Origin of the sequence: Nocardioides sp. WS12, assembly GCF_014108865.1 — a bacterium.
GTDB lineage: Bacteria > Actinomycetota > Actinomycetes > Propionibacteriales > Nocardioidaceae > Nocardioides.
Map to the genome: position 1 here is coordinate 3,784,804 of NZ_CP053928.1, position 25,880 is coordinate 3,810,683.

The window sequence follows — 25,880 nt, forward strand, 5'->3', positions numbered from 1 at the left end:
CCGAGGGGACGTGGTGTCCTCCGTCGGACGCTAGCGGAACGGCTCGTGGAACGGGAGGCCTGAGCCCCGACCACCTTCGCCCGTCCTTCAGACCGCTTCCAGCACGAAGAAGAGGAAGCACATGAAGGACTGGCCCGGCTCCAGGCCCGGCGGAAGCACTTCCGCCGGCGTGTCCGGTGCCGGAGGGGGCTCGCTGATCGTCGAAATGCGGAAGCCCGCAGAAGAAAAGGCGTCCGTCATGACATGCAGTGGCCGGTGCCAGAAGGTCAGCCAGGTCACCTGTCCGTCGAAGGTGTAGTCCTCGGAGTACTTCGTCACCGCGAAGTACTCGGCCTCGGGATACACGATCGCGTAGGCAGCGGGGTGGTTCACCGAGACCAGCAGCCGCCCGCCCGGCTTCAGCACCCGTCGCAACTCCGACAACGCGCCCGTCCAGTCCTCCAGGTAGTGCAGGACGAGGGACGCGACGACGTCGTCGTACTCACCGTCGGCGAACGGCAACGGCTCGCCGAGACAGGCGACGTGGAGGTCCGCGTCGTCACCCAGCCGCTGGCGGGCCAGCTCGACCATGGCGGCACTCGCATCGAACCCGGTGACGACGGCACCCCTGTCGCGAAGTGCTGCCGTCAACGGCCCGGAACCGCAGCCCGCGTCCAGGATCCGACGGCCGGTGACCTCGCCAGCGAGATCGAGCATCGCCGGCCGCTCGTAGTACGCATTGAAGAGATTGGCCTCGTTCTCCACCGTGTAGGCGTTCGCGAAGTCGTCGTAGTCACTGGTCATTTCCGCGCCACCTGGGCTCGGCCGTAGGGCAACCGGCCGAGCACGAACATGACGACCGGGTTCACCGCGGGCCGTGTCCACCGATGGAACCGCACCCGCGCGGCGAACCTGCGCCGGTCACGGTCGGTGAAGGTCAGCCCCAGTTTGTCGCGTACGACGGGCGACAGCATCGCTGCCGTCCCCAGCTTCTGCTCCGCCAGGAAACGAGGTCCGACCAGGCGCCACAGCCAGAGCGGGACACCGGGCAGCGGGGTGCGCTCGGGATGATCGAAGGCCCCGACGGACCACATCGCCGCCTCTGTTGCCTCCAGCACGTGCTCACACATGTGCTCCCAGTAGGCGTCGAACTCGTCGAGGGTGTCGGGCATCGGGCGGTCGCTCACGCCGTACAGCCGGTACCAGGTCTTGCCTGCTTCCCAGATCTCCTCACGCTCGGACCTGCTCAACGGGTGGTGGTAGAGGTTCATCCACGTCATGTCCGCCATCACGAACGTCGCGTGCGCCCAGAACCAGATCTCGGGGTCGAGTGCGTGATAGCGGTTCCCGTGGGCGTCCACGCCCTTGATGTCGCGGTGGTACTCACGGATCTTCTCGGCCGCTGCGGGCGCCGCGGCGCCGCCCACCTTCGACTCGATGATCGGCGGAAGCGAACGGAACACGCGCTCGAAGGGTTCGTCGAAGAACCTGGAGTGCTGGATGACGCCAGCCCCGAGGCCCGGGTGCATGAGCTGCAGGATGCCGGTGCCGGGGCCGACCAGCAGTCCTCGCCAGTCGCCGTAGTGGCGGTGCAGGATCGAGTCGACCGGCACCGGCTGTGGCGTGGCCTCCGGCATGCAGCCAACCTAGTCCGCGTGTCAGACGGTGACGACGATCTTGCCGCGCGCGTGCAGTACTTCGAGGTGCCGCATGGCCGCAGCCGCGTCCGCGAGCGGGTAGGTCCGCTCGATCACTGGGCGGAGTTCGTTGCGATCCACCATCGCGACGAGCTCGGCGAGACGAGCGCCGTCAGGCTGGGCCATCGGGATCTTCACCTTCAGGCCGAGGAGCCGGCCGAAGAGGCCGCCCTTGGCCATCAGCCCGACCGGCCCGAGAATCTTGCCCTCCCCCGGGTTGCCGCCGCCGGACAGGACGAGCGTGCCGCCGGGAGCGACGACACGGCGCAGGTCGCGCAGTCGCCTGTTCCCCACCAGGTCGAGTACGACGTCGTACTTCTCCCCGTTGCGAGCGAAGTCCTCGCTCCGGTAGTCGATGACGTTCGCGGCACCGAGCGACAGCGCGAGATCCCGGTTGCGGGCGCTGCAGACGCCGTCGACTGTTGCCCCGCGCGCACCAGCCAGTTGTACGGCGAACGTGCCCACTCCACCCGACGCGCCGATCACCAGGACGCGGTGCCCGGGCACGACCTGTCCTGCGGTGAGCAGGAGGTCGGCGGTGGTCGCCGCCAGCGGCAGAGCGGCAGCGTCCTGGAAGGACACCGTCTCCGGCTTCCGGGCCAGGCAGGCGTGCGGCACCGCGGCGTACTCCGCCAGCGTCCCCTCGTGCTCGCCGAGCACCTCGTCACCGACCTGCCAGTCGGTGACACCGGACCCGACGGCCTCGATGGTTCCGGCGAAGTCGCGGCCACGGATCCGCTCCCGCGGTGCCTTGCGGCCGAAGATCTTGCGGTCCATGAGCCGGGCGACCCTGGGCTCACCGCGCATGATGTGCCAGTCGGCCGCGTTCACCGAGGCCGCGGCAATCCGGACGAGCACCTCATCGGCCCCCGGGGCGGGGCGATCGACGTCCTCGAACCGGAGTACATCGGACGTGCCGTAGACATCCTGGACCAGCGCCTTCATGGGTTCCCCTCGACCGGAGCCGGCGAGTCCGGCTGACAGATCGACGCTAGGGCGCGCGAAGGGCCCAGCACATCAGGATCACCCCTGACCCGACCCCGAGAAGGTCAGGGCCGCGTGGTGATGGGGGCCAGGATGCAGTCGACGACGGTGACGAGGTCGGTGCACTCCTGGGCGGGCTCCGTCGGCGTGGGCGTCGGCGACGGCTTCGAAGAGGGCGAGGGCTTCGGCGTTGCACCGGACGGCTTGGGCTTCGGCTTCGACGTGGGGGTTGCCTTGACCGGCACCGTGGACGGCTCGTCCGAGGACTCCTCGCCGGCAGCCGAGGTCGGCTCGTCGGACGGGTTCGCGGACGGACTCGTCTCGTCAGCAGCCGATTGGGGGTCAGTTGTCTCCACAACGACCAACGGGTCGACATCCGAGGTCGTCGAGACGTCGGCCGGCTTGGGGCCGTCCGCCTCGTCCTTGCCCTTGGCAGTCGTACCGCTGCCGAGGCCAGCGATGCCGAGCACCCACGCGGCGGCGAGAACAGCGAGTACGGCCGCGACGGCACCGCGCACCAACCAGGTCCTGCTCATCTGTGTCTCCCCATGTCCGAGTACAGGACACGATCGTACGACGTCCACTGGTCTTGCTGTCGCCACCCTCCCGCTACCCTCCCTTCCGGGAGGTTTCCAATGACCGGCGGTGAAGCAGAAGCGCTGCGCCCCGGCCTGCCCTTGGGCGTCCTGGCTCGCGCAGCGGGCATGGTCCTCTTCGTTGTCGGACTGGTCGCCTACATACAGGTCAACGGCCTGCCCCGGCAGGGCTACCAGGTCGTGATCATCCTCTGGCTGGCCACCGTTGCCTGGGACGTTCGCCGTCCGATGCGGGAGCACCTCGCGTTCCTGCGCGACTGGTGGCCGCCGTTCGCCGTACTCCTGCTCTACCTCTACAGCCGCGGCGTCTCCGACAACCTCGGGATCCTCAATGTGAGCTTCACGTGGCCGATCGAGGCGGACCGCTGGCTGTTCGGCGGGACACTGCCGACCGAGTACCTCCAGGCCCACCTGTGCGGCGTGCCTTGCCGTCAGTCCCTGACGCCACGCTGGTACGACGTCGTGCTGACCACCGTCTACTACTCCCACTTCTTCGCCGCGCTGGGCATCGGCGCCATCCTGTGGAAGCGCAATCGCCCTGCCTGGGTCGGCTACATGCGGCGCTACCTGGCCATCATGTTGCTGTCGGTCGCCGGTTACATCCTCTACCCGATGGCGCCGCCGTGGATGGCCGCGCGCGACGGCTACCTGACCGACGACGTCGCCCGCATCACCGGGAGGGGCTGGTTCGACCTCACCGCGTCGAGCCGATCAGTCACGGCGAGCGCGCAGACCACGGCCCAACAGGACCTGTCCTCCATCGGCAACCAGGTCGCTGCAATGCCGTCCCTGCACTCGGCTCTGGCGATCTTCATCGCCTGGTGGGTCGTGACGCACTTCCGGACCCCGTGGCGCTGGACCGTGCTGCTCTACCCCGCGAGCATGCTGTTCGCGCTGGTCTACTACGCCGAGCACTACGTGGTCGACGAGATCGCCGGTGCGCTCCTCGTGGTGGTCGTGATGGCTGGCTGGTCGTGGTGGGACCGCCGTCGCCGGGCGAGCCGCGATCAGGCGACGGAACCGGCGTGGGACACGATCAGTGAAGCCAGCCGGTCGGGCGCTTCCTCGGGGATGAAGTGCGCGACGCCTTCCAGCACCACCAGTTCGAACCCCGCGGAGCAGTAGCGCGCGGATCCCTCGCAACCGCGGCGCAGGATCACCGGATCCCGGTCACCCCAGACCTGGAGCACCGGTGCCACGACTCTCGGGAAGCCGAGACCCGGCGTGGTGAACGGAAGGGCGCGGTACCAGTTGAGCCCGCCGCGTCGTACACGCCGATCGGTGAGCCGGTCGGCGTCACGTCGGGCCGCGTCGACGGGGAGGCCGGCCTTCTCCAGACCGCGTTGCAATCCATCGCGATTGCCGAGGACCAGTTCGGGCAGGACCGGCACCTGGAAGACGAGGGAGTACCACCACCTGGGGAGCTGTGTGCTCATGAGCATCGCCCGGACGAACGCGCCGGGATGGGGCACGGAGACCGCCGTGAGCGTCCGCACCAGGTCCGGCCGCACCCCCGCGACCTGCCAGGCAAGGCCCGAGCCCCAGTCATGCCCGACCAGGTGGACCGGTTCGCCGATCCACTCCAGGATCGCTTCGACGTCGGCGACCAGTTCGCTGGAGCGGTAGGCCCAGCGACCGCGCGGCGCGGCACCGGTCGACGCCCCACGGAGATCCGGAGCCACGACGCGATAGCCGGCGGCGACGAGTCGCTCCGCCACGGCGTCCCAGGACCGGCCGTCCTGGGGCCAGCCGTGCAGCGCCAGCACCACACCCCGACATTCCGTCGCCGGCCGGTGGTCACGTACAGAGAACTCGAGCCGACCTCGTCGTACGGAGACGTTCGCTACAGGCACCCCGTCATGATGACAGTTCGGGTCACGGGCCGCCGACGATGCGGTCGACCACCGACTGCGACACCGAGTGGTACGTCGGCCGGGCGGTCGCGTAGATCTCCCGGGCCCGGGCCAGGCCGCGGTCGGTGCCGGCGAGCTTCTCGTAGACGCGGCTGATGTAGAGCGCCCGACCGTGCCGGGTCAGGAACCCGGCCAGGGCCTCGTCGACCGCCGGCTCCTCGAACACGTAGCCCGACTCGGCGGCCAGTTCGAGCCACGCGGTCGCGATCTCGATGTTCCCGCTGGTGCTGAAGCCGAACTGGCTGTCGACAGCAGCGAGCACGGCATGGTCGATGTCGACAGGCAGCGCGCGGACGAAATGCACCCACTGCTGGCTCACCCACTCCCCCGTGGCCAGCGAGCCCAGGGTGGTCTCGACAGGCTCGACCGACGACGTCAGCGCAGCGACCTGCTCATCGACCCGGTCGAAGGCGTCGGAGGTGAACTCCGGCGCGTTGTCGGGCACGCCGGGGCCGTGGACCCACGCCTCCAGTTGCAGGTCTTCGTCGGACACTCCTGCCGGGTCGAGCAGTTCGGTTCGGAGATGCGCGAGGAAGGTGGCGGTGTCCATCGACTCGAACGCAAAGCGGTCGAAGTACGCGCGCAGGAACTCGTCGAACCGTTCGCGACCGACCTTCGACTCGATCAGGCGCAGGAAGAGCGAGCCCTTCTCGTACGGGATCTTCGTGGGCCCGTCGTCGGGGTCGCGGCCGGCCATGTCGAGCTCGAGCCAGGTGTCGCGCGGCGCCTCGTCAGCGACAGCCCGCGTGAGGTCCTGGCGACCGAGCCGCAGCAGCATGCTGGTGTACGCGGCGCCGTACAGCTCCTCGTCGATGCGCGTCTCGAAGTAGACCGTGAAGCCCTCGTTGAGCCAGATGTCGTTCCAGGTCGAGTTGGTGACGAGGTTGCCCGACCACGAGTGGGCGAGCTCGTGCGCGATCAGGGTCACCAGCGAGCGGTCGCCCGCGAGGATGGTCGGCGTCGCGAAGGTGAGGCGCGGGTTCTCCATGCCGCCGTAGGGGAAGCTCGGCGGCAGCACGAGGATGTCGTAACGGCCCCAGCGGTAGGGACCGTAGAGCCGCTCGGCCGCCTCGATCATCTGCTCGGTGTCGGCGAACTCCCACGCGGCCCCCTCGACCACCGACGGTTCGGCGTAGACGCCGCTGCGCCCGCCGATCTCGCGGAACTCGAGGTCGCCCACCGCCAGGGCGATGAGGTACGACGGCACGGGCTGCGGCATCGCAAAGGTGTAGGTCCCGTCGGTGCGCTCAACGGGGTTCTCGGCGCTCATCAGGGCCATCAGGTCCGCGGGCACGCGCACGGTGGCGTCGTAGGTGACCCGGACGGCCGGACTGTCCTGGCACGGGATCCAGGTGCGGGCGAGGATCGGCTGCGACTGCGTGAACAGGAACGGCTTGCCCGACGCGGTCTGCTCGGGCGCCAGCCACTGCACGGCACGGGCCTCGGGGCTCGTCGCGTAGTGCACGACCACCCGGTCCGCCGTACCGACCGCGATCGTCAGCGCGCTGCCCAGGACGGGATCGTGCTCGCCGAGCGTGAACGGCAGGTCAGCGCCGTCGGCCCCGGTCACCCGATCGACCGAGAGCTGCCACGTGTCGAGCACCACCGCGGTGGCATCGGGCGCGCGATGGTCGAGGTCGAAGGTCGCGCTGCCGGTCAGCGACCGGGTCTCGAAGTCGACGGTGAGATCGAGCGCGATGTGGGTGACCACGACCTCGTTGGGCGCGGCGTTGGAGTGGGGATCGAGAGTGAAGGACCGAGGCACCGCCCCAACCTATCCACGCGCCCGAGCCACGCCGAAGTCGTGCAGCACAATCATCCCCATGGACGAATCCCGCTATGGCAAGGCACCCAGTTGGCCGAAGTTCTTCCTGGGGCTGCCGGTGGCCGCGTTGCTGGTCATCGGCGGCGGCTACCTGGCGCTGGTCTCGTGGGGAGTGATCGGCGGCGAGCAGTCCAAGTCGCTCAGCGTGGTCGGGCCGCTGGTCGCCGGGCTCGGCGTGGCCCTGGGAATCGTCTGCCTGCGCCCGCGGCCCTGAGTGAAAAGCACGAAACCCCGGTGCCGAAGCACCGGGGTTTCGCTCTCTGAAAGTCAGACGGGGCGAACGTTCTCCGCCTGCGGACCCTTCGGGCCCTGCGCAGCGTCGAACTCGACCTGCTGGTTCTCCTCGAGCGACTTGTAGCCGTCACCCTGGATAGCCGAGAAGTGGACGAAAACGTCCGGGCTGCCGTCGGCCGGGGCGATGAAGCCGAAGCCCTTCTCGCTGTTGAACCACTTGACGGTTCCCTGAGCCATGATGTTTCTCCTTGTTGTGTAAAGCAGGAACATCCAGACTAGAACGTTCCCTAACACAGAACCGTAGTGCAGGAGTGGCTGAGCGCAAGGATCGGCGCACAACAGAGTTGATCAATCTTCCAGATCGCAGCGTGCCCAGAGCTCGTCAGCGGTCCCGGATCGAGCCCTGAACGAAGTCGTAGGCACCGGTCCAGCCGTCGGCCGACGCCGGCGACATGCCCGCACATCCGGCCCGGAGGTTCTCGCAGCGGTAGCGCGTGCCACTCGCCGTGTGGATGTCGAGTCGCGACCGGAAGTGCCAGGAGAACACGTTGCCGTCCCCGGTTGGGTCCGCGGCCCGGGCCTGCGCGTCGGACTGCCAGCGCTGCGTCAGCAGGCGCGCGTCCGCCGTCGGGTCGTCGGCAAGATACTTGTCGAACCAGGCGCTCGTGTACCAGGCGACCAGGTCGATGCCCCTCAAACTGGCCGGGAGTCCGGCGGGCACGTCGTTGAAGTCGAAGTGGGTGCCGCCACGAATGATGATCGCGCCGGTGTCGACGCCCGCCTGGGTCCAGGCGAGCGAGGCCCGGGACTTCCCGAGCGGGTTGGGCGGCTGGAGGAACGGCAGCGGGCCGAGCAGATAGTCGCCCGTGATGCCCAGGACCGGCTTCGTGATCCGGGGCGCCGGACCGGGCGGCGCCTCGAAGCACTCGGTGGGCAGACCTCTCACGATCCCCGCCGCACCGGCGAAGTCCGGGTTCGGCGCGGAGAAGGCGGCGAGCTCATCAGGTGCCGGCGAGACCGGGATGCAGAGGTTGTCGAGCGCGACCCCGGTCGAGACCCTTGCGTCCTTCTGCGTCAACCAGGACGTGGCCACGGCGCCGTACGAATGTCCGGTGAGTCCGATCCGCGACGTGTCCAGGAGGTTCCAGAGCGGGTTGTGGGCGGCGTTGCGCCCGGCAGCGACCCGACGAGCCTGCTTGGCGGCGTGCGACGTACCCGAGATCCGGCTCAACCGGGGGACGTACGGCTTGGCCGGGGTCGACAGGAAGAAGTCGAGGGCGTCCTGCCCGCCGTCGTAGAAGGTCAGGCCGTTGCCGCCGAGTCCGATCGGACCGTCGGAGGAGCCCTGGGGGGCGAACAGGCCGAGCAACGGAATGCCGGCGAACGCGTCCTCCAGTTGGTCGGGCTTCGCGCCGAACTGGTCGGACATCCCTTCGCCCTGGGCGTCGAACGTCATCACCACGAAGCCGCTCCGGGCCAGGGTCTGCGCAAGGAACCAGTAGATCTCCTCGAAGCCGACGATCGACCCGTTGATCACCACCACGCCGGGTCGCTTCGCCGGGCCGGACCGGGTGGCCCACACATGGCCGGACATCGTCGCGCCGGAGCGCGAGGTGTAGAGCACCGGCTCGACCAACCCGCCCTTGGTCGTCCAGCCCTGCACGCGCGGATCGATCGGGCACAGCACGATCGCGGTGCAAGAGTTCACGTTCGGCTGGCGCTCGGGGTCGGTCAGCATCGTGCGGAACCGGGCCAACTGGTACTGGCTGGTGCTGGCGAGAATCCCGGGCAACAGGTCGAGGTGCCGCGTCGGGTTCTGTCCCGTGACCCCGACGTTCGCGGCCTCGCAGGCCGCCCACTCCACGCTGGGGTAGCTCGCCAGGTCGCAGGCGGTCGTCGGCACTGCCTGGGCCTGCGGTGTCGGAGCAGTCGCCAGCAGCGTTGCCGCCACCGCTCCGGCCAGCAGGGCTGTGACGGTCTTCACGGGGGTGCGCACGGAGGTTGAACGATCCGACCCCCACCCGGTGACGTCAGCGCTGGTACGGCGCAGTCCGGGCGCGGCAACGGCGGTAGCGTTCGGCCCCATGAACGTGATTGCTGCACCCGATTCCGCCGTACGGACCGCTGCTGCCGAGCGCCTGGCGGGGCTCGCGACGCCCGCCGGCGCCCTGGGCCGCCTCGGCGACCTCGGCGTCTGGCTGTCGGCCGCGCAGGGGGTGTGCCCGCCCGCCCCGCTCGACAACGTCCGCCTGGTGATCTTCGCCGGCGACCACGGCGTGGCGCAGCACGGCGTGTCGGCCTATCCCCCGGCCATCACCCCGCTGATGGTGCGCACCTTCGTTCTCGGCAAGGCCGGCGTTTCGGCCCTGGCCAACGCCCACGGTGTGCAGGTCCGGGTGCTCGACATCAGCGTCGACGACGACCTCGAGGGCGTGCCCGCCGACGTCCAGTCGCACAAGATCCGCCGCAGCAGCGGCGCGATCCACGTCGAGGACGCCCTGACGGCCGAGGAGACGGAGCGCGCGATCGCGACCGGCCGCGCCGTTGCCCGCGAGGAGATCGAGGCCGGCGCCCAGCTCCTGCTGTCCGGGGACATGGGCATCGGCAACACCACGCCGGCGTCCGCGATGGTCGCCGCCGCGCTCGGCCTCCCGGCCGTGGAGGTCACCGGTCGGGGCACGGGCGTCGATGATGCCGCCCTCGTCCACAAGCAGATCGTCGTGCAGCAGGCGCTCGACCGCGCCGGCGACCGTCTCGACGACCCGATGCAGACCCTGCAGGCCGTGAGCAGCGCCGACCTGGCCGCCACGGTCGGCTACCTCCTCGAAGCCGCTGAACAGGGCGTCCCGGTGCTCCTGGACGGCCTCATGTCGGTCGCCTGTGCCCTCACCGCGGAGCGGATCGCCGCCGGTGCCGCTGCGTGGTTCGCCGCCGGCCACCGGTCCACCGAGCCCGCCCAGACCCTCGCGCTGGAGAAACTCGGCCTCGAGCCCGTCCTGGACCTCGGCATGCGCCTGGGCGAAGGCTCCGGCGCCGTCGCCGCGGTCCCGGTCCTTCGGTCGGCCGCTGCCCTGCTCCGCGACGTCGCACTGCTCGCAGACCTTGTGCCGCCGGCGTGAACCCGTCGTGAACCCAGCCCTCGTCGGCCGCAGCCTCCGGCTCGCCATCGGCACGCTGACCGCTCTACGGGTGCCTGCCGTCCTGCGAGTGACGCCGGGAGACGCGACCGGCGCGATGCTGCTGGCACCGCTGGCCGTGCTGCCGCTCGGTGTGGGTGTCGCGCTGGTCCTCTGGTGCGGCGGTCAGTTCGACCTGCCCGCCCTCGCGGTCGCCTTCACAGCGCTCGCCCTGCTGGCCGTGGGCAGCCGCGCCCTGCACCTCGACGGGTTGTCCGACGTCGCCGACGGCCTCACGTCGTCGTACGACCGGGAACGGTCGCTGGCCGTCATGAAGAGCGGTACGGCGGGCCCGGCCGGTGTCGGAGCGCTGGTGCTCGTCCTCGGCGCGCAGGCCGCCGGGCTGGCCTGGTTCGTGGGCGGGGACGACGGCGTGCGCTCCGCCGTGATCGCGGGCGCGGCCGTGTGCGCCTCCCGCGCAGCGCTCTGGATCACCTGCTCCACCCTCGCGCCGCCGGCAAGGGAGGACGGCCTGGGCGTCACGTTCACTCGCCGGATCCCGGTCGCGGTCACCGTGGTCGGCTGGATCGCTCTCGCAGCGCTGGCCGCCCTCGTCGACCCGGTCCGCGGACCGGTGACCGTTGCGGTCGCTGCCGTCGTGGTCGTCGCGCTCGTCGCCCACACGATCAGGCGGTTCGGTGGTGTCACCGGCGACGTGTTCGGTGCCGGGATCGAACTCGCGCTCGCCGTGCTGCTGGTCGGACTGGCGTCCGGCCTCTAGAGCTTCAGCACCCGGCCCGAGATGACCAGGTGCACCTCGTCGCAGGCCGCCGCGACGCCCTGGTTCACGATGCCGAGAAGGTCGCGGAACAAGCGCCCCGACCGGTGAGCCGGTACGACGCCAAGGCCCACCTCGTTCGTCACCAGGACCACGTCCACCGAGACCTCGGCGAGCGCGGCGGCGAGTTCGCTGACCCGTTCACCGACGACCAGTTCGGCGTCCCCGATCGGTCGCTCCCACAGGTCCGCCTTGTCGGCGATCGTCGTCAGCCAGGTGCCGAGGCAGTCCACGAGCACCGGCGTCGTCGCGGCACGTAGCACACCGGCGACGTCGTTGGTCTCCTCGGTGGTCCACGAATCGGGGCGCCGGACCCGGTGGGCCGTGATCCGCTGGACCCAGTCGGCGTCGTCGTACACGGGACCGGCGGCGACGTAGGTGACCGACGGTGCGGACGCCACGAGGTGCTCGGCGTGCACCGACTTGCCGGAGCGGACTCCCCCGGTGACCAGTACCTTCACGTGCGCCTCCTCAGCCGACAGTGAACGCGACCTTACGGGCCGCGAGGTCTGCGGTGGCAAGAGTGGCCTCGACCTCCTCGCCGAGCGGCAGTGGCTGCGGCGACGTCACCGGCGCCTCGACGCCGACCTCGGCGAGCATCACGACCCCCGACTTCGGGTCGTCGTCGCGCAGGCTGGTGATCACGCCTGCGAACTTCTCGCCGACACGGTCGGACAGCACAGCGGCTTCGAGCAGGTCGAGCACCGAGCGTTCGTAGGAGCCGGCGCGACGGGCGGAGGCCTGGAGCGTCTTCGGCAGATCTGGCAGCGCGGCGGTGACCCATTCCGGGACCGGCCGTCCGGCGCAAATCGCGACACAGACCTCGCCGGTGTAGCGGTCGCCGAGGCGGCGCAACGGAGCCGTGACGTGGGCGTACTCGGCGGCAATCGCGGAGTGCAACGTCAGTTCGGGCAGGTCGCCGTTGAACGCGGCATACCCGCTGCCGCGCAGCAACCGGGTGCACGCCACGACCATCGCCTGGTGCTCGGACTTCGCCGGGTCGAGGGAGCGGATGAACGCGGAATAGTCCGTCGCCTTGGGCCAGTCGATCTTCAGGGCGTGCGCGACGCGCCGCAGTCGGGCGACGTCGCGCGGGTCGGCTGGCGGCAGGGTGCGCAGCATCCCGACCTTGGCGCCCACCATCAGCGACGCGGCCGAAATGCCCGTCAGCAGGGAGATCTGGGCGTTCCACTCCTCCACCGGCAACTGCTTGCGGAAGGCGAGTTCGAAGCCGTCAGCGGTCTCCTCGATCTCCTGCTCGGGCAACGGCAGCGAGATGCCGCCGCGCGCGAGTTCCTGCTGCTGGCGCAGCAGGCCGACCTCCTTGAGCAGGACGAGGACCTCACCAGCCGTTCCGTCATCGAGCGCCGCCTGGGCCTCGACGTACGACAGTCGCGAAGTCGAACGCACCAGCGCCCGCTCGACGTGAACCTTGGTCGGGGTGCCGGCGGCGTCGACGTCGATCGTCCACAGCAACGCGGGCGCGGTCTGGTCGGGCAGCAACGACGCCGCCCCCTCCGAGAGTGCCGGCGGGTGCAGCGGGATGCGGGTACCGGCGCCGTACAGCGTCTCGCCGCGGCGATGGGCCTCCAGGTCGATCGGGTCACCGGGCTTCACGAACGCAGCCACGTCGGCGATCGCGTAGTGCACGACGAAACCACTGGACTCGTTTCCTTGGCCGGCGCGTTCGATGTGCAGCGCCTGGTCGAGATCCATCGAGCCGGCGGGGTCGATCGTGATGAAAGGCAGGTCCGTCCGGTCCAGTTCCGGGAGTACGACGTCCGCCGCTGCCCGTTCGGCAGCGCTGGTCACGTCGGCGGGGAACTCCCCCGGCAACTCCAGTTCCTTGGCGATCTCCTCGAGCCCCTGCGTCAGCGCAGGAGAGCTCGCCTTGACCCGGACCACGACGTTGCTCGGCATGCGGCCGAGACTAGAACACGGGGCGAGGGCCCTATCCTTTCCCGGTGCTGATCCTGCTGCCGCCGAGTGAGGGCAAGTCCGTTCCGACCCGGGGCAAGGCGCTCGACCTCGCGTCGCTCTCCTCGCCCGAATTGACCGCCGCACGCAGCGAGGTGCTCGACGCACTCGTCGCACTGTGCCGGGACGACGCGGACAAGGCGGCCGCGGTGCTCGGCCTCTCACCGGGGCAACTGGACCTGATCGACCGCAACGCCGACCTGGTGGACGCGCCGACGGCCCGCGCGGACCGGATCTACACCGGCGTCCTCTACGACGCCCTCGACCTCGAGACCCTGTCCGCTGCTGCGAAGCGGCGTGCGACCAGCCGCGTGGCTGTGGCGTCCAGCCTCTTCGGGATGGTTCGGCTCGGCGACCGCATTCCGTCGTACCGCCTCTCGGGCGATGCCTCGCTCCCGCTGGTCGGGCCGGTCGCCGCGATCTGGCGCGAAGCGCTGCCGCCGGTGATGACCGCAGCGCTGGGCCGCGGGCTGCTGGTCGACCTGCGCTCGGGGATGTACGCGAACTTCTGGCGTCCCGCGCCCGAGCTCGCTCGCCGGGTCGCGACCGTGCGCGTCCTGCACGAGCACAACGGCACCCGCAAGGTCGTCAGCCACTTCAACAAGGCCACCAAGGGGCGGATCGTCCGCGAACTGCTCGAGGACGGCGCCGACCCGCGCACCCCTGCGGCCCTCGCCGCGACGCTGGAGCGCCTCGGCTGGACTGTCGAGATCGGTGCGCCCGGGAAGACGGGCACGCAGCTCGACGTGGTCGTCAGCGAGCTGTAGCCGTCACTCCCAGGACTACCAGCGGCCGGTGTCGAGCAACGTCCGCCGGCCAGCAGGCAGCGCGTTGAAGAACCGCATCGAGCCCTTCTGCTCCCCCGTGGCCAGATCCTCGTAGAACGAGAGCACCGACACCGCTGCGGGCGAGAGCTCCATGCGGAACAGCGACTCCAGCGGGGCATCGACGGCGTGCGCGACGAGCGTCTTGATGGGCGTCACGTGGCTGACCACGACGACCGTCTTGCCGGCGTGCTTCTTGAGCAGGCGCGCGAGGGCTTCCAGGACGCGGGCCTGCACCGTCAGGAACGACTCCCCGCCCGGCGGCGAGGCGGCCATGTCGGCGAACCATGCCTCCAGCCCGGCCTTGTCCTTCTCGCCGACCTCGGTGAAGGTCATCCCGTCCCAGTCACCGAACTCCATCTCGGCGAAACCGGGCTCCTCCTCGACCGGGAGGCCCAGCTTCGCGGCGATGATCTCGGCGGACTCGCGGGTACGACGAACGGGCGAGGAGACGACGACGCTGATGTGGTCGCGCAGCTCGGTGAGCCACTCGGCTGCTTCGGTGATCTGCGCGCGGCCCTCCGCGGAGAGGGCGGGGTTGTCGCCACCGAGTCCGCCGGAGAACTTGCGGCCGGTCGTATGTGGCGTGACGCCGTGGCGGACCAGGACGAGGGTCGTCGGCGATCCCATTCCGGGCGGGGCGACCGGGGTGGCGGCAGGCGATTCGAGTTCCTCGACCAGCGACTCGGGCTCGTCGGCGATTCCGTCGCCAGCACCGTCGCCAGCACTGTCAGCAACCCGAACCACAGCCGGTTCGATGGCCGCCGTGACACCCGACCGCACACCGTCGAGCGCCTCGTTGGCGAGCCGGTCCGCGTGACCGTTCTGCTCCCGCGGGACCCACGTGTAGACGGTCCCGGCCGGGGCGAGCGCCAGCGCCTCGTCGGCGAGCACCCGCATGTCGGGGTGCTTGATCTTCCAGCGGCCGGCCATCTGCTCGACGACGAGCTTCGAGTCCATCCTGACCTCGACCTTCGCGTCCGGAGTGAACTCCGCAGCGAGCCTGAGGCCCGCGATCAGGCCGGAGTACTCCGCAACGTTGTTGGTCGCGAACCCGATCGTCGTACCGTCTTCGGCCAGGACCTCGCCGGTCACGGCGTCCTTGAGAACGGCGCCGTACGCCGCCGACCCGGGGTTGCCCCGGGAGCCGCCGTCGGCCTCGATGAGGACAGTACGACGACCCGCTCCGGTCACGAGAGACCGCTCTCCGACGTCCGCACCAGGATCCGCTGGCACTCCTGGCACCGCACGACGGTGTCGACGGGGGCGCCCCGGATGACCTGGAGCTCGGCGGCGTCGAGGCGGATCTGGCAACCGCCACAGGCGCGCTGGCGCAGTTCGGAGGCGCCGACGCCGCCCTGGTTGGCGCGCAGCTTCTCGTAGAGCGCGAGCAGGTCGGCCGGGATCTCGGCAACGATGCCGGCGCGAGGGGCGCCCACCGTCGCGGCCTCGGCGTCGAGCTCGGCGCCGCGGGCGTCGCGGGTTGCGGTCAGTTCGCCGAGCCGGGCGTCGATGGTCTCGATCGCGCCGGTGAGCTCGGCCAGCGCGGACTGCGCCTCCTCGAGTTGCTCCATGACTTCGAGCTCCTCGTCCTCCAGCACCGTGATCCGGCGCTCGAGGGTGTCGAGCTCGTGCTGCATCCGCTCGAGGTCCTTGGGGTTGGCGATCGCACCGGAGTCCATCCGGTCGCGGTCGCGCTTGCGGCGCACCTTGACGGTCTCGACGTCGGCGTCAGCCTTGGCCTGCGCCACGGAGAGGTCGTCGACAACGATCCGCTGGTCACGCATCCGGCCGTCGACATCGGAACGCTTGCCGAGCAGTTCGGCGATCTCCGCACCTTCGGCAGGATGGGTGCGCTGGTGGCGGAGTTGATCGATCTGGGCGTCCAGCGCCTGCAGGTCGAGCAGGCGCAATTGGGCGGCGGGGTCGGCCTTCATCGGGTGCTCATCGGTGCGCTCACAGGTGCATTGTCCAAGGGTCGGTGACGATCGTGCTCACCCGGGTCTCCACGGCGTCTCCCAGCGCATCGACGAGGCGTTGTTCGACGACCGGCAACCAGGTCGATTCGGCCGCCCAGTGGGCGATGTCGACCAGGGCCGGTCCGCCCTTCTCGAGGAACTCCGCGGCCGGGTGGTGCCGCAGGTCGCTGGTGACGTAGGCGTCGACATCGAGCCCGGCGACGCGGTCGAGCAGGAAGTCACCGGCCCCACCGCAGACAGCGACGCGCTTGATCGGGCGCTCCGGATCCCCGGCGACCCGCACGCCGTGGGACGTGGCGGGCAGTGCCTTCGCGACCGACTCGGCGAACTCGGTCAGCGTCACCTGCGCAACGGTCCCGATCCGACCAGTACCGGTCGTGGTGAGCCCGTTGTCGGCCAGCTGGACGACGTCGTACGCGGGCTCCTCGTAGGGGTGGGCGGCGAGCATCGCGCGGACCACGGCGGTCCGCAGCGAGCGCGCGAGAACCACCTCGATCCGCACCTCCTCGACGGTCTCGAGGTCACCGATGGTGCCGATCATCGGGTTGGCGCCGTCGAGCGGACGGAACCGCCCCTGGCCCGGCGCACTGGTGAACGAGGCGAAGTCGTAGTCGCCGATCCGGCCGGCGCCGGCCTCGGCGATCGAAGCGCGCACCGGAGCAGCGGCGTCGGCCGGGACGAAGACCGTCAGCTTGTCGACCGGCTCGGAAGACGCCGGGATGATCGGCGTCAGGTCGGTGAGGCCGAGCGCGTGGGCCAGCGCCTCAGACACTCCCCCGACGGCCTGGTCGGCGTTCGTGTGCGCGGTCAGCAGGGCACAGTCGGCCTTCGCGAGGGTGTGCAGCGTGCGGCCCTTGGGCGTGGTCGCGGCGAATCCCGTGACGCCCTTGAGGAACAGCGGGTGGTGCACGACCAGCAGGTCGGCCTTCCACTCGGCCGCTTCTGCCGCGACCGCCGGCGTCGGGTCGACGGCAAAGAGAACCTTCTTCACGGACTGGCCCGGGTCGCCGTACACGAGGCCGACGGCGTCCCAACTGTCCGCGGTCGAGGGCGGGTACCAGCCGTGGATCAGGTCGGTGACGTCCTGGAGCGTGGGCATGACGCTCAGGCTACTGGGGTCGCCGTGGGCACGCAGGTGCGGTGCAGAGCGGGATTGATACCCTGCTCGGGCCAGTCGACCTCCACGGAAGTGCGAACATGTGGAAGTCAGGGAACCCGGTGAGAGTCCGGGACTGACGCGCAGCGGTATGGGTGACGGGCGAAGCACCGGGAAATCGGTACAGCCACTGGATCTTCGGGTCCGGGAAGGCGCTTCGCACCGGAGGATCCCGAGTCCGAAGACCTGCTGGCCCTTGCGACAACCGTCGCGAGGTCACCAAGGAATTTTGCAGGGGCGACGCGACGAGCCCCCGGACCTCGAAGGACCGCACCGCCATGGCCACGAACCGCAGCCGGCCGGACCGCTGCCCGGGGATCGTGCACCCGTGGCTCGCCGCTGACGGCGGTCTCGTCCGGATCCGGATCCCCGGCGGTCGGATCTCCCTGAAGGCGCTGCAGGCGCTGGTTGCCGTGGCCGATGAGTACGGCGACGGGCGGGTGCGGTTGACCGCGCGCGCCAACCTGCAGATCCGCTCGATGCCCGTCGACAGTGCTGCGGGAGACCGACTGGCTGAGCCGGCGCTCGTCGCCCTCGAAGCCACCGGACTGTTGCCCTCGCGAGAGCACGACCGGATCCGCAACGTGCTGGCGTCACCACAGACTGGGATCGCCGGCGGGCGGGCCGACCTCCGTCCCGTCGTGGCCGCACTCGACGGATTGCTGCTCAGCGACCCGTCCCTGGCCGGGCTGCCCGGCCGCTTCCTCTTCACCCTCGATGACGGCCGCGGCGACCTCGCCGACCGGCATCGGGACCTGGGCCTCGTCGCCCTGTCCACCGACTCCGCACAACTGGTCGTCGGGACCTCCTTCGGTCCGGTCGTCCCGCTCGCCGATGCCGCCGACGCGATCGGTGACCTGGCCCGCCTGTTCCTCGCTGCCCGCGGCGAGGGGCCGGACGCGCCCTGGCACGTGACCGAACTTCCCGAACCCCTGATTGACCCGGTCGCGCCCGCGCCCGGCGCCGACATCACCAGCGCACCCCTCGACTTCGGCCCCGTGGCCGGCGGCGAGCACGTGCCGGTGGACGACACCGGCATCGATGCCAGCATGGTCGCTTCCATGCTCGCGTCACGGACCGGCCGGGGCGACCTGGTCGTCGTGACGCCGTGGCACGGTGTGCTGATTCCTGAGGAGAACCGCAATGACTGAGATCGACCTGTCGGGCTTGAGCGCCCTGACGGCACCGCCGCGCCGCTACGAGTACATCGCCGACGGCCCCGCGATCTACGTCGACTCGTTCGCAACCATCCGCCGCGAGTCCGACCTCACCGGCATCCCGGCCGAGGCCGAGAAGGTCGCCGTGCGGATGATCCACGGCAGCGGCCAGACCGACCTCGTGCGCGACCTCGTCGTCCACCCCGGCCTGGTCCCGGCCGCTCGAGCCGCGTTGTCCAACGGTGCACCGATCCTCTGCGACGCCCGCATGGTCGCCATGGGCATCACCGCCGGCCGCCTGCCCGCCGACAACCCGGTGCACTGCTTCCTCACCGACCCCCGCACGCCGGAACTGGCGAAGAAGTGGTCGACCACCCGCACCGCGGCGGCCGTCTCCCTGTGGGAGCCGCTGCTCGAAGGAGCCGTCGTCGCCATCGGCAACGCCCCGACCGCGCTCTTCCACCTGCTCGAGATGATCCTCGACGGCGGTCCCCGCCCGGCCGCGATCGTCGGTTGCCCGGTCGGCTTCATCGGCGCCGCGGAGTCCAAGGACGCGCTCGCCTCCTTCGCCACCGACCACGGCATCGACATCCCGTTCGTCACCGTCCGCGGTCGCCGCGGCGGCTCCGCGATGGCCTCCTCCGCCGTCAACGCACTGGCACAGGAGGAGGAATGACCGCGTCCTTCCACGTCGTCGGGATCGGACCCGGTGACCCCGAACTCATCACCCGCAAGGCCGAGCGCCTGATCGGCGCCGCCAGCGTCGTTGCGTTCCACGCCGGCGTCACCAAGCAGTCGCATGCCCGCCGCATCGCCGCACACCTGATCCCGACCGACGCGATCGAAGAGGAACTGCGCTACCCCGTCACCACCGGCAGCACCGACCACCCCGGCGGGTACGTCGGCGCACTGGCCGACTTCTACGACGAGTGCGAAGCGCGGCTTGCCGCACACCTCGACGCGGGTCGTGACGTCGTACTGCTGGCGGAGGGGGACCCGCTCTTCTACGGCTCCTCGATGTACCTGCTGGACCGGTTCCGCGACCGCTTCGAGACCGAGGTCGTCCCGGGCATCCCGGCCTTCGCCGCCGCGACCGCCGCCATCCCGGCCCCCCTGGTCCGCCAGACCGACGTGCTGACTGTGCTGCCCGGCACCCTGCCCGAGGCCGAGCTCGCCCGCCGCCTGGCCGACACCGACGGCGCCGTGATCATGAAGCTCGGCCGCACGTTCCCCGCCGTCCGATCGGCGCTCGAGCAGGCCGGCCGGCTCGACGGCGCCTGGTACGTCGAACGTGCGTCCCAGCCCGAGCAGCGCTGGCTGCCCGTGGCTGACGTCGACGCGGACTCGGTCCCGTACTTCTCGCTGATCGTCGTGCCCGGTGACTCCGCGCACCGCCCGACGGCGTCACGCCTGCGCTCGTTGGTTGAGGTGCGAGGAGCGCAAGCGACGAGCCTCGAAACCACCGGCGATGTCTCGCTGGTTGAGGTGCGAGGAGCGCAAGCGACGAGCCTCGAAACCTCCGCAGCTCCTGCACCTACTGAACTCCTCGTCATCGGCCTCGGCCCCGGCCCGGACGGCTGGCTCACCCCCGAGGCCAGCGAAGCGCTGGCCGAGGTCGAGCACGTCGTCGGCTACGCGCCGTACGTCAACCGTGTCCCCCAGCGCGCCGGGCTGACCCGCCACGCGTCGGGCAACACCGTCGAAGTGGACCGGGCCCGGTTCGCCCTCGACCTCGCCCTCAAGGGCGAACGCGTCGCTGTCGTCTCGGGCGGCGACGCCGGCGTCTTCGGCATGGCCGCCGCGGTCTTCGAAGCCGCCGCTGATCCGGCTCACCCTGAGCACGCGACCGTTCCCGTGCGGGTCCTTCCCGGCGTCAGCGCGGTCCAGGCCGTGGCCGCTCGTGCGGGTGCTCCGATCGGTGCCGACTTCGCGATCGTCAGCCTGTCGGACCGACTGAAGCCGTGGGCCGTCGTCGAGAAGCGCCTGCGCGCGATCGCCGACGCCGACCTCGTCCTCGGCATCTACAACCCCGCGTCGCGCTCGCGTCGCGAGCAGGTCGTGGAGACGCAGAAGATCCTGCTCGAGCACCGCTCCCCCGACACCGTCGTCATCGTCGGCCGCGACGTCGGTCGCTCCGAGGAGTCGATCGTCGTGACGACCCTGGGCGAGCTCGACACCGACTCCATCGACATGAAGTGCCTGCTGATCATCGGCGCCTCCTCCACCCGCGTGGAGCCCAACGGCTCGGTCTGGACCCCCCGATGGGTGGAGTGAACATCACCGTCGTCGGTATCGGCGCGGACGGCTGGGACGGTCTCGTTCCGTCGTCCCGTGCTCTCGTCGAAGCCGCCGAGGTGCTGTTCGGCGGCGAGCGGCACCTCGATCTGGTGCCCGCGGTCGAAGGCCAGGTGCGGACCCCGTGGCCGCGTCCGATGACCGGTCTCCCCACCTTCCTGCAGCAGTACGACGACCGGCGGGTCGTCGCGCTGGCCTCCGGCGACCCGCTGGTCAGCGGGATCGGCACCACCCTGATCCGTCTGCTCGGTCCGGACGCCGTCACGGTCGTTCCGGCCGTGTCGTCGGTGGCGCTGGCCCGAGCACGGATGGGCTGGTCGGCCGAGGAGACGACGGTCGTGTCGCTGGTGGGCCGCGACCCCGCGGCCCTCCGACGGGAACTGGCCGCAGGACAACGACTGCTCGTGCTGTCCTCCGACGAGACCACGCCCATGGCCGTGGCCGAACTCCTCGACACCGACGGCTACGACGACACCCGGATGACCATCCTCGGCAACCTCGGTGGGCCCGACGAGTACCGCTACGACGGCACGACGCACGACTACGGCGCCTGGTCCAGCGACCTGCCGAGACTCCACGTGCTCGCCATCGAGATTCCCGCCTCGGAGCCGGACATCAACACGTGGGCCACGGGGATCCGTGACGACCTCTTCGAGCACGACGGCCAACTCACCAAGCGCGATGTGCGGGCGAGCGCGCTCTCCCGGCTCGAGCCGAAGCCGGGGCAACTGCTCTGGGACATCGGCGCGGGCGCCGGTTCCGTCGGCATCGAGTGGCTCCGTGTTCATCCGCGCACCAACGCGATCGCCGTCGAGTCCGACCCTGCCCGGGTCGAGCGGATCAATCGCAACGCCGCCGAGCTAGGGGTTCCTCGCTTGTGGGTCGTCGAAGGCCGCGCGCCCGACGCACTCGCCGACCTCCCTCGTCCCGACGCCATCTTTGTCGGCGGTGGCGCCACGGCACCCGGGCTCCTGGAGCTCTGCCTCGACCGCCTGGCACCCAACGGCCGCCTGGTCATCCACGGCGTCACGCTGGAGACCGAGCAGTTGCTGATCGCGTCGTTCCACGAACACGGGGGCGAGCTCACCCGGCTGTCCGTCGAGCACGTCACTCCCCTGGGCGGCCGGTTCACCGGCTGGACTCCCTCCCGGGCCGTTGTCCAGTGGACCTGGGAGAAGTCATGACGATCCATTTCGTGGGAGCCGGCCCGGGCGCCGCCGACCTGATCACCCTGCGCGCGGCCTCGATGCTGGCCAGCGCCGACGTGGTGCTCTACCCCGGCACCTACATTGACGCTGCCGTCCTCTCGCACTGCCGGGAGGACGCCAACCTGGTCGACACCCAGGAGCTGGACCTCGACGCGATGACGGCCGTGATGGTGGAGGCGAACGCGGCCGACCTCGACGTCGTACGCCTGACGTCGGGTGACCCGTCGCTCTACTCCGCGCTCCACGAGCAGACGAAGCGATTGGACGCCGCGGGTGTGCCGTGGGACGTGACGCCCGGGGTGCCGGCGTACGCCGCTGCGGCCGCCATCGTCGGGCGGGAACTCACCGTCCCGTTGGTCGCGCAGTCGGTCGTGCTGACCCGCACCCAGGCTCGCTCCACGGCGATGCCCGAGACCGAGTCGCTGGCCGCGTTCGCCGCCACCGGCGCGACGCTCGTGCTGCACCTCGCGATCACCCGGACCCGCGAACTGATGGCCGAGGTCGAGCCGTTCTACGGGGCCGACTGCCCGGTGGCCGTCGTGTCCCGCGCGTCCCAGCCCGAACAGCAGGTGCTGCGCGGCACCGTCGGCCAGATCGCCGATCTCGTCGAGGAAGCCGGACTCCGGCAGGCAGCCGTGATCCTCGTCGGCCCGGCCCTGGCGTCGGGTTCCGATGCGGAGTCGTACCTCTACTCCACCGAGCGCGTCCAGCGAAAGGCACGTCTCACATGACCCAGCACTTCCCGTTCACTGCTGTTGTCGGGGCTGCCGCCGGGGCCGTCGTCGGCGCGGATGGGCCCGAGGGTCCCGACCCGATGGCGCTCGCCCTCATCCTCACCACCATCGCGCCCGACGTCGGTGGCGTCCTGGTGCGTGGCGAGAAGGGCACCGCGAAGTCCACGATCGTGCGGGCCCTGGCCGCCGTCCTGCCGCCGATCGACGTGATTGCCGGCGACCGGTTCTCCTCGGACCCGCACGACCCCGACTCCTCGCCCGACGGCCCCTTCGCTGCCGATGCGCCCGTCGAGACCCGCCCCGTGCGCCTGGTCGAACTGCCCGTCGGCGCGACGGAGGACCGCGTGCTCGGCTCGCTGCACCTCGAGCGCGCGCTGACCGAGGGCAAGGCGGAGTACGAGCCCGGCCTGCTGGCCCGCGCCCACCGCGGCATCCTGTACGTCGACGAGGTCAACCTGCTGCACGACCACCTCGTCGACCTGCTGCTCGACGCCGCCGCGATGGGCCGTTCGACCGTCGAGCGTGACGGTGTCTCCGTCGAGCACGCCGCGCGGTTCGTACTCGTCGGCACCATGAACCCCGAAGAGGGTGAACTGCGGCCGCAGTTGCTGGACCGGTTCGGCCTGACCGTCGAGGTCGCCGCACCGCGGGTCCCCGCGCTGCGAGCCGAGGTCGTCCGCCGACGGATGGCGTACGACGCCGACCCGGCCGCCTTCTCAGCGCGGTACGCCGAATCGGAGCAGGCCCTGCGCGACCGGATCTCGTCGGCCCAGTCGCTCGTCGGCGCGGTGCGGTTGACCGACGCGGCGCTGCTCAAGATCGCCGAGGTCTGCGCGGCCTTCGACGTCGACGGCCTGCGTGCCGACATCGTCACCGCCCGCACCGCCGTCGCGCACGCGGCGTGGTCCGGTCGCGACGAGGTCACCCTCGCCGACATCCGGGTCGCCGCGACCCTCGCGCTCCCCCACCGTCGTCGCCGCAAGCCGTTCGACGCCCCTGGTCTCGACGAGGACCTGCTCGACCAGGTGCTCGGTGACGAGGAACTCCCGCCCGAGGACCCGACCGACCCCGAGGACCCGACGGATCCGCCCAGCCAGGACGACGGGCTGGAGAACGGACCGGAGGACGGGCCGGACGATGCGCCCGACCAGGGCCCCGAGGCCAATGACGACACCGGCGACAACCAAGGTGACACCGCCGACACTGGCGACGAGGTCGAGGCCGTTGACCAGGACGTCCCGGCACCCAGCGACCTGAGCTCGCCGGTGCCCGACAAGGGATCCGGCGCCACCAGCCTCGCCGGCACCACGTCGACGTACCGCACCCGCCTGTTGACGGTCCGCGGCGTCGGTACCGGCACGGCCGGTCGCCGGAGCCGCGCCCGCACCACGAGCGGCCGCCGGATCGGCGCGACCCTCCCCACCGGGCAGGGCGGCGCCGTCCACCTGACCGAGACGATCCGTGCTGCCGCGCCGCACCAGTTCGCCCGCGGTCGGATCGACGGCCGCCTGCTGCTGCGCGCGATGGACCTGCGGATCGCCGTACGCGAAGGACGCGAGTCGAACCTGGTGCTCTTCTGCGTCGACGCGTCCGGTTCGATGGCTGCGCGGCGCCGGATGGAGCAGGTCAAGACCGCCGTGCTCAGCCTGCTGCTCGACGCCTACCAGCGCCGCGACAAGGTCGGCCTGATCACCTTCCGCGGCCAGAGCGCCGAGGTGGCGCTGCCGCCGACCCATTCGGTCGACGCCGCCGCCACCCGACTGGAAGAACTCCCTGCCGGCGGACGCACGCCACTCGCCGAGGGACTCCTCGAGGCCGCGCACCTGCTGGCCGTCGAGAAGACCCGCGACCCGCAGCGTCGTCCGCTGCTCGTCGTCGTCACCGACGGTCGCGCGACCGCCGGCGCCGACGCGGTTGCCCGCTCCCGGATGGCCGCCGCGCTGCTCGCCGACACCGGCGTGACCGCCGTCGTCATCGACTGCGAGAGCGGCCCGATGCGCCTGGGCCTGGCCGCAACGCTGGCCGAGCACCTCGGTGCCGAGCACGTCCCGATCGGTGAGGTCAGCGCGGAGGACCTGATCTCCGCAGCCCGGAGTTGGGCAGCGTGATCGCCACGGAGACCACCCTCAGCACCCAGTTGTACGACGTCATCGAGCGTCGTCGCGACGTGCGCGCCGAGTTCACCGGTGAGCCGGTCGACGAGGACACGCTGCTGCGCGTCCTCGGTGCCGCACACCGTGCCCCGAGCGTCGGCATGAGCCAGCCGTGGGACTTCGTCGTCGTGCGGGATGCGGGACTTCGTCGTACCTTCCGCGACCACGTCGCCACCGAGCGGGACACGTTCGCCGCGTCGCTGCCTCCGGAGCGTCGTACGACCTTCGACAAGATCAAGGTCGAGGGCATCTGCGAGTCCTCGATGGGCATCGTCGTCACCCACGACCAGAGTCGGGGCGGTACGCACGTCCTCGGTCGGCACGCGATCGCCGATGCCGGCCTGTTCTCGTCCGTCCTCGCGATCCAGAACCTGTGGCTCGCGGCCACCGCCGAAGGTCTCGGCCTCGGCTGGGTGTCGTTCTACCGCGAGGCCTGGCTGCAGGAACTGCTCGGGATCCCCGCGCACATCCGCCCGATCGCGTGGCTGTGCCTCGGCACCGTGAGCCACCTCGAAACCGTTCCCGACCTCGAACGGCACGGATGGCGCAACCGCCGTCCGCTCGCCGACGCCATCCACGACAACACCTGGAGCGACCGTGCCTGAAGGCCAGCCACTCGTCATCCCCGACGACGGACTCACCACCCGCCAGCGCCGCAACCGGCCGCTGGTGATGGTGCACACCGGCGACGGCAAGGGGAAGTCCACCGCCGCCTTCGGCCTCGCGATCCGCTCGTGGAACCAGGGCTGGAACGTCGGCGTCTTCCAGTTCGTGAAGTCGGCTAAGTGGCGCATCGGCGAGCAGACCGTGCTCGAACGTCTCGGCACCCTCCACGAGGAGACCGGCGAGGGCGGCCCCGTCGCCTGGCACAAGATGGGTTCGGGCTGGTCCTGGTCCCGCAAGGAAGGCACCGCCGAGGACCACGCCGCCGACGCCGTCGAGGGCTGGGCCGAGATCAAGCGGGCGCTTGCCGAGGAACGCCATGATCTCTACGTGCTCGACGAGTTCACCTACCCGATCAACTGGGGCTGGGTCGACATCGACGACGTCACCGACACGCTGGCCAACCGTCCGGGACGGCAGTACGTCGTCATCACCGGCCGCCGCGCGGACCCCAAGCTGATCGAGGTCGCCGACCTGGTCACCGAGATGACCAAGATCAAGCACCCGATGGACGCAGGCCAGAAGGGCCAGCGAGGCATCGAGTGGTAGCGC

General features: G+C 70.5%; 26 protein-coding genes and 1 riboswitch. Of the genes, 13 read left to right on the plus strand and 13 right to left on the minus strand.

Annotated elements, in window-relative coordinates; translation table 11 throughout:
- Window positions 1–87: 87 nt before the first annotated feature.
- The 4 genes from HRC28_RS18300 to HRC28_RS18315 all read right to left on the minus strand — a co-directional run bounded on the left by HRC28_RS18300 (window position 88) and on the right by HRC28_RS18315 (window position 3,196).
- Window positions 88–783 carry a class I SAM-dependent methyltransferase gene (locus HRC28_RS18300; protein ID WP_182376861.1) on the minus strand — a complete coding sequence of 232 codons (696 nt, stop codon included), beginning with the start codon at window positions 781–783 and terminating at the stop codon, window positions 88–90.
- Complete coding sequence (locus HRC28_RS18305) at window positions 780–1,616, minus strand: oxygenase MpaB family protein (protein ID WP_182376862.1); 837 nt, start codon at window positions 1,614–1,616, stop codon at window positions 780–782. The genes HRC28_RS18300 and HRC28_RS18305 overlap by 4 nt, the downstream gene beginning before the upstream one ends.
- Before the next feature lie 21 nt (window positions 1,617–1,637).
- The gene (locus HRC28_RS18310; protein ID WP_182376863.1) at window positions 1,638–2,621 is read right to left on the minus strand and encodes an NAD(P)-dependent alcohol dehydrogenase; all 984 of its coding nucleotides are present in this window, start codon (window positions 2,619–2,621) and stop codon (window positions 1,638–1,640) included.
- Between the two features lie 104 nt (window positions 2,622–2,725).
- Window positions 2,726–3,196: a hypothetical protein gene (locus HRC28_RS18315; RefSeq protein WP_182376864.1), complete on the minus strand. Its 471-nt coding sequence runs from the start codon at window positions 3,194–3,196 to the stop codon at window positions 2,726–2,728.
- Between the two features lie 99 nt (window positions 3,197–3,295).
- Here HRC28_RS18315 and HRC28_RS18320 point away from each other — a divergent pair, with 99 nt between their 5' ends.
- The gene (locus HRC28_RS18320; RefSeq protein ID WP_182376865.1) at window positions 3,296–4,381 is read left to right on the plus strand and encodes a phosphatase PAP2 family protein; all 1,086 of its coding nucleotides are present in this window, start codon (window positions 3,296–3,298) and stop codon (window positions 4,379–4,381) included.
- Here HRC28_RS18320 and HRC28_RS18325 read toward each other — a convergent pair.
- Both HRC28_RS18325 and HRC28_RS18330 read right to left on the minus strand, forming a co-directional pair.
- Window positions 4,264–5,109 (minus strand): alpha/beta fold hydrolase, encoded by an 846-nt coding sequence (locus HRC28_RS18325; RefSeq protein WP_182376866.1) that lies wholly within the window; start codon window positions 5,107–5,109, stop codon window positions 4,264–4,266. The two genes, HRC28_RS18320 and HRC28_RS18325, sit on opposite strands and share 118 nt — an antisense overlap.
- 22 nt (window positions 5,110–5,131) lie before the next feature.
- Complete coding sequence (locus tag HRC28_RS18330) at window positions 5,132–6,934, minus strand: M1 family metallopeptidase (RefSeq protein WP_182376867.1); 1,803 nt, start codon at window positions 6,932–6,934, stop codon at window positions 5,132–5,134.
- Between the two features lie 58 nt (window positions 6,935–6,992).
- Here HRC28_RS18330 and HRC28_RS18335 point away from each other — a divergent pair, with 58 nt between their 5' ends.
- Window positions 6,993–7,208 carry a hypothetical protein gene (locus HRC28_RS18335; protein ID WP_182376868.1) on the plus strand — a complete coding sequence of 72 codons (216 nt, stop codon included), beginning with the start codon at window positions 6,993–6,995 and terminating at the stop codon, window positions 7,206–7,208.
- A 53-nt stretch (window positions 7,209–7,261) separates the two neighbouring features.
- Here the strand turns inward: HRC28_RS18335 and HRC28_RS18340 are convergent, their stop codons facing one another.
- Window positions 7,262–7,465: a cold-shock protein gene (locus HRC28_RS18340; RefSeq protein WP_056711080.1), complete on the minus strand. Its 204-nt coding sequence runs from the start codon at window positions 7,463–7,465 to the stop codon at window positions 7,262–7,264.
- A 145-nt stretch (window positions 7,466–7,610) separates the two neighbouring features.
- On the minus strand, window positions 7,611–9,224 hold the full coding sequence (locus tag HRC28_RS18345; protein WP_182376869.1) for a hypothetical protein: 1,614 nt from the start codon (window positions 9,222–9,224) through the stop codon (window positions 7,611–7,613).
- A gap of 88 nt (window positions 9,225–9,312) precedes the next feature.
- On the opposite strand from HRC28_RS18345, the gene cobT reads away from it, so the two are divergent.
- Together cobT and HRC28_RS18355 are read left to right on the plus strand one after the other, a co-directional pair.
- Entirely contained in the window at window positions 9,313–10,347 is a 1,035-nt protein-coding gene (gene cobT, locus HRC28_RS18350; protein WP_182376870.1) for a nicotinate-nucleotide--dimethylbenzimidazole phosphoribosyltransferase, read from the plus strand.
- A 7-nt stretch (window positions 10,348–10,354) separates the two neighbouring features.
- On the plus strand, window positions 10,355–11,125 hold the full coding sequence (locus HRC28_RS18355; protein WP_182376871.1) for an adenosylcobinamide-GDP ribazoletransferase: 771 nt from the start codon (window positions 10,355–10,357) through the stop codon (window positions 11,123–11,125).
- On the opposite strand, the gene cobU is transcribed toward HRC28_RS18355, so the two are convergent.
- Window positions 11,122–11,643, minus strand: a complete 522-nt coding sequence (cobU, locus tag HRC28_RS18360) for a bifunctional adenosylcobinamide kinase/adenosylcobinamide-phosphate guanylyltransferase (protein WP_182376872.1) — start codon at window positions 11,641–11,643, stop codon at window positions 11,122–11,124. The genes HRC28_RS18355 and cobU overlap by 4 nt on opposite strands.
- Before the next feature lie 10 nt (window positions 11,644–11,653).
- Window positions 11,654–13,102, minus strand: coding sequence for an RNB domain-containing ribonuclease (locus tag HRC28_RS18365; RefSeq protein ID WP_182376873.1), 1,449 nt, complete (start codon window positions 13,100–13,102; stop codon window positions 11,654–11,656).
- A 44-nt stretch (window positions 13,103–13,146) separates the two neighbouring features.
- On the opposite strand from HRC28_RS18365, the gene yaaA reads away from it, so the two are divergent.
- Entirely contained in the window at window positions 13,147–13,926 is a 780-nt protein-coding gene (yaaA, locus tag HRC28_RS18370; RefSeq protein ID WP_182376874.1) for a peroxide stress protein YaaA, read from the plus strand.
- Window positions 13,927–13,941: 15 nt separating this feature from the next.
- On the opposite strand, the gene HRC28_RS18375 is transcribed toward yaaA, so the two are convergent.
- From HRC28_RS18375 to HRC28_RS18385, 3 genes are read right to left on the minus strand one after another with little or no spacing between them, the layout of a single operon-like run.
- Window positions 13,942–15,177 carry a bifunctional RNase H/acid phosphatase gene (locus tag HRC28_RS18375; protein WP_182376875.1) on the minus strand — a complete coding sequence of 412 codons (1,236 nt, stop codon included), beginning with the start codon at window positions 15,175–15,177 and terminating at the stop codon, window positions 13,942–13,944.
- Window positions 15,174–15,920, minus strand: a complete 747-nt coding sequence (locus HRC28_RS18380) for a C4-type zinc ribbon domain-containing protein (protein ID WP_182376876.1) — start codon at window positions 15,918–15,920, stop codon at window positions 15,174–15,176. The genes HRC28_RS18375 and HRC28_RS18380 overlap by 4 nt, the downstream gene beginning before the upstream one ends.
- Window positions 15,921–15,939: 19 nt before the next feature.
- The gene (locus HRC28_RS18385) at window positions 15,940–17,061 is read right to left on the minus strand and encodes a Nif3-like dinuclear metal center hexameric protein (protein WP_182376877.1); all 1,122 of its coding nucleotides are present in this window, start codon (window positions 17,059–17,061) and stop codon (window positions 15,940–15,942) included.
- A 55-nt stretch (window positions 17,062–17,116) separates the two neighbouring features.
- Window positions 17,117–17,327: riboswitch (cobalamin riboswitch) on the plus strand.
- 69 nt (window positions 17,328–17,396) lie between these two features.
- Here HRC28_RS18385 and HRC28_RS18390 point away from each other — a divergent pair.
- The 8 genes from HRC28_RS18390 to cobO are packed head-to-tail and all read left to right on the plus strand — an operon-like array spanning window position 17,397 to window position 25,877.
- On the plus strand, window positions 17,397–18,269 hold the full coding sequence (locus tag HRC28_RS18390) for a nitrite reductase (protein WP_182376878.1): 873 nt from the start codon (window positions 17,397–17,399) through the stop codon (window positions 18,267–18,269).
- Window positions 18,262–18,951, plus strand: a complete 690-nt coding sequence (locus tag HRC28_RS18395; protein ID WP_202033113.1) for a precorrin-8X methylmutase — start codon at window positions 18,262–18,264, stop codon at window positions 18,949–18,951. Before HRC28_RS18390 ends, HRC28_RS18395 begins: the two co-directional genes overlap by 8 nt.
- The gene (gene cobJ, locus HRC28_RS18400) at window positions 18,948–20,549 is read left to right on the plus strand and encodes a precorrin-3B C(17)-methyltransferase (protein WP_182376879.1); all 1,602 of its coding nucleotides are present in this window, start codon (window positions 18,948–18,950) and stop codon (window positions 20,547–20,549) included. The genes HRC28_RS18395 and cobJ overlap by 4 nt, the downstream gene beginning before the upstream one ends.
- Window positions 20,537–21,754 carry a precorrin-6y C5,15-methyltransferase (decarboxylating) subunit CbiE gene (gene cbiE, locus HRC28_RS18405; RefSeq protein ID WP_182376880.1) on the plus strand — a complete coding sequence of 406 codons (1,218 nt, stop codon included), beginning with the start codon at window positions 20,537–20,539 and terminating at the stop codon, window positions 21,752–21,754. Before cobJ ends, cbiE begins: the two co-directional genes overlap by 13 nt.
- A complete protein-coding gene (gene cobM / locus HRC28_RS18410) occupies window positions 21,751–22,509 on the plus strand; it encodes a precorrin-4 C(11)-methyltransferase (protein ID WP_182376881.1) in 759 nt (252 codons plus the stop codon). The genes cbiE and cobM overlap by 4 nt, the downstream gene beginning before the upstream one ends.
- Entirely contained in the window at window positions 22,506–24,620 is a 2,115-nt protein-coding gene (locus tag HRC28_RS18415; RefSeq protein ID WP_182376882.1) for a magnesium chelatase subunit D family protein, read from the plus strand. The genes cobM and HRC28_RS18415 overlap by 4 nt, the downstream gene beginning before the upstream one ends.
- Entirely contained in the window at window positions 24,617–25,270 is a 654-nt protein-coding gene (bluB, locus tag HRC28_RS18420; protein WP_237111558.1) for a 5,6-dimethylbenzimidazole synthase, read from the plus strand. The genes HRC28_RS18415 and bluB overlap by 4 nt, the downstream gene beginning before the upstream one ends.
- Entirely contained in the window at window positions 25,263–25,877 is a 615-nt protein-coding gene (gene cobO / locus HRC28_RS18425; RefSeq protein WP_182376883.1) for a cob(I)yrinic acid a,c-diamide adenosyltransferase, read from the plus strand. The genes bluB and cobO overlap by 8 nt, the downstream gene beginning before the upstream one ends.
- Window positions 25,878–25,880: the final 3 nt, after the last annotated feature.

Coding starts and splice junctions, on each gene's coding strand:
- HRC28_RS18310 (WP_182376863.1), bottom strand. CDS start 2,621: ATGAAGGCGCTGGTCCAGGATGTCTACGGCACGTCCGATGTACTCCGG.
- HRC28_RS18315 (WP_182376864.1), bottom strand. CDS start 3,196: ATGAGCAGGACCTGGTTGGTGCGCGGTGCCGTCGCGGCCGTACTCGCT.
- HRC28_RS18385 (WP_182376877.1), bottom strand. CDS start 17,061: ATGCCCACGCTCCAGGACGTCACCGACCTGATCCACGGCTGGTACCCG.
- cbiE (WP_182376880.1), top strand. CDS start 20,537: ATGGGTGGAGTGAACATCACCGTCGTCGGTATCGGCGCGGACGGCTGG.
- cobJ (WP_182376879.1), top strand. CDS start 18,948: ATGACCGCGTCCTTCCACGTCGTCGGGATCGGACCCGGTGACCCCGAA.
- HRC28_RS18365 (WP_182376873.1), bottom strand. CDS start 13,102: ATGCCGAGCAACGTCGTGGTCCGGGTCAAGGCGAGCTCTCCTGCGCTG.
- HRC28_RS18335 (WP_182376868.1), top strand. CDS start 6,993: ATGGACGAATCCCGCTATGGCAAGGCACCCAGTTGGCCGAAGTTCTTC.
- HRC28_RS18380 (WP_182376876.1), bottom strand. CDS start 15,920: ATGAAGGCCGACCCCGCCGCCCAATTGCGCCTGCTCGACCTGCAGGCG.
- cobM (WP_182376881.1), top strand. CDS start 21,751: ATGACGATCCATTTCGTGGGAGCCGGCCCGGGCGCCGCCGACCTGATC.
- HRC28_RS18320 (WP_182376865.1), top strand. CDS start 3,296: ATGACCGGCGGTGAAGCAGAAGCGCTGCGCCCCGGCCTGCCCTTGGGC.
- HRC28_RS18300 (WP_182376861.1), bottom strand. CDS start 783: ATGACCAGTGACTACGACGACTTCGCGAACGCCTACACGGTGGAGAAC.
- cobT (WP_182376870.1), top strand. CDS start 9,313: ATGAACGTGATTGCTGCACCCGATTCCGCCGTACGGACCGCTGCTGCC.
- HRC28_RS18415 (WP_182376882.1), top strand. CDS start 22,506: ATGACCCAGCACTTCCCGTTCACTGCTGTTGTCGGGGCTGCCGCCGGG.
- HRC28_RS18340 (WP_056711080.1), bottom strand. CDS start 7,465: ATGGCTCAGGGAACCGTCAAGTGGTTCAACAGCGAGAAGGGCTTCGGC.
- HRC28_RS18305 (WP_182376862.1), bottom strand. CDS start 1,616: ATGCCGGAGGCCACGCCACAGCCGGTGCCGGTCGACTCGATCCTGCAC.
- HRC28_RS18395 (WP_202033113.1), top strand. CDS start 18,262: ATGACTGAGATCGACCTGTCGGGCTTGAGCGCCCTGACGGCACCGCCG.
- HRC28_RS18390 (WP_182376878.1), top strand. CDS start 17,397: ATGGCCACGAACCGCAGCCGGCCGGACCGCTGCCCGGGGATCGTGCAC.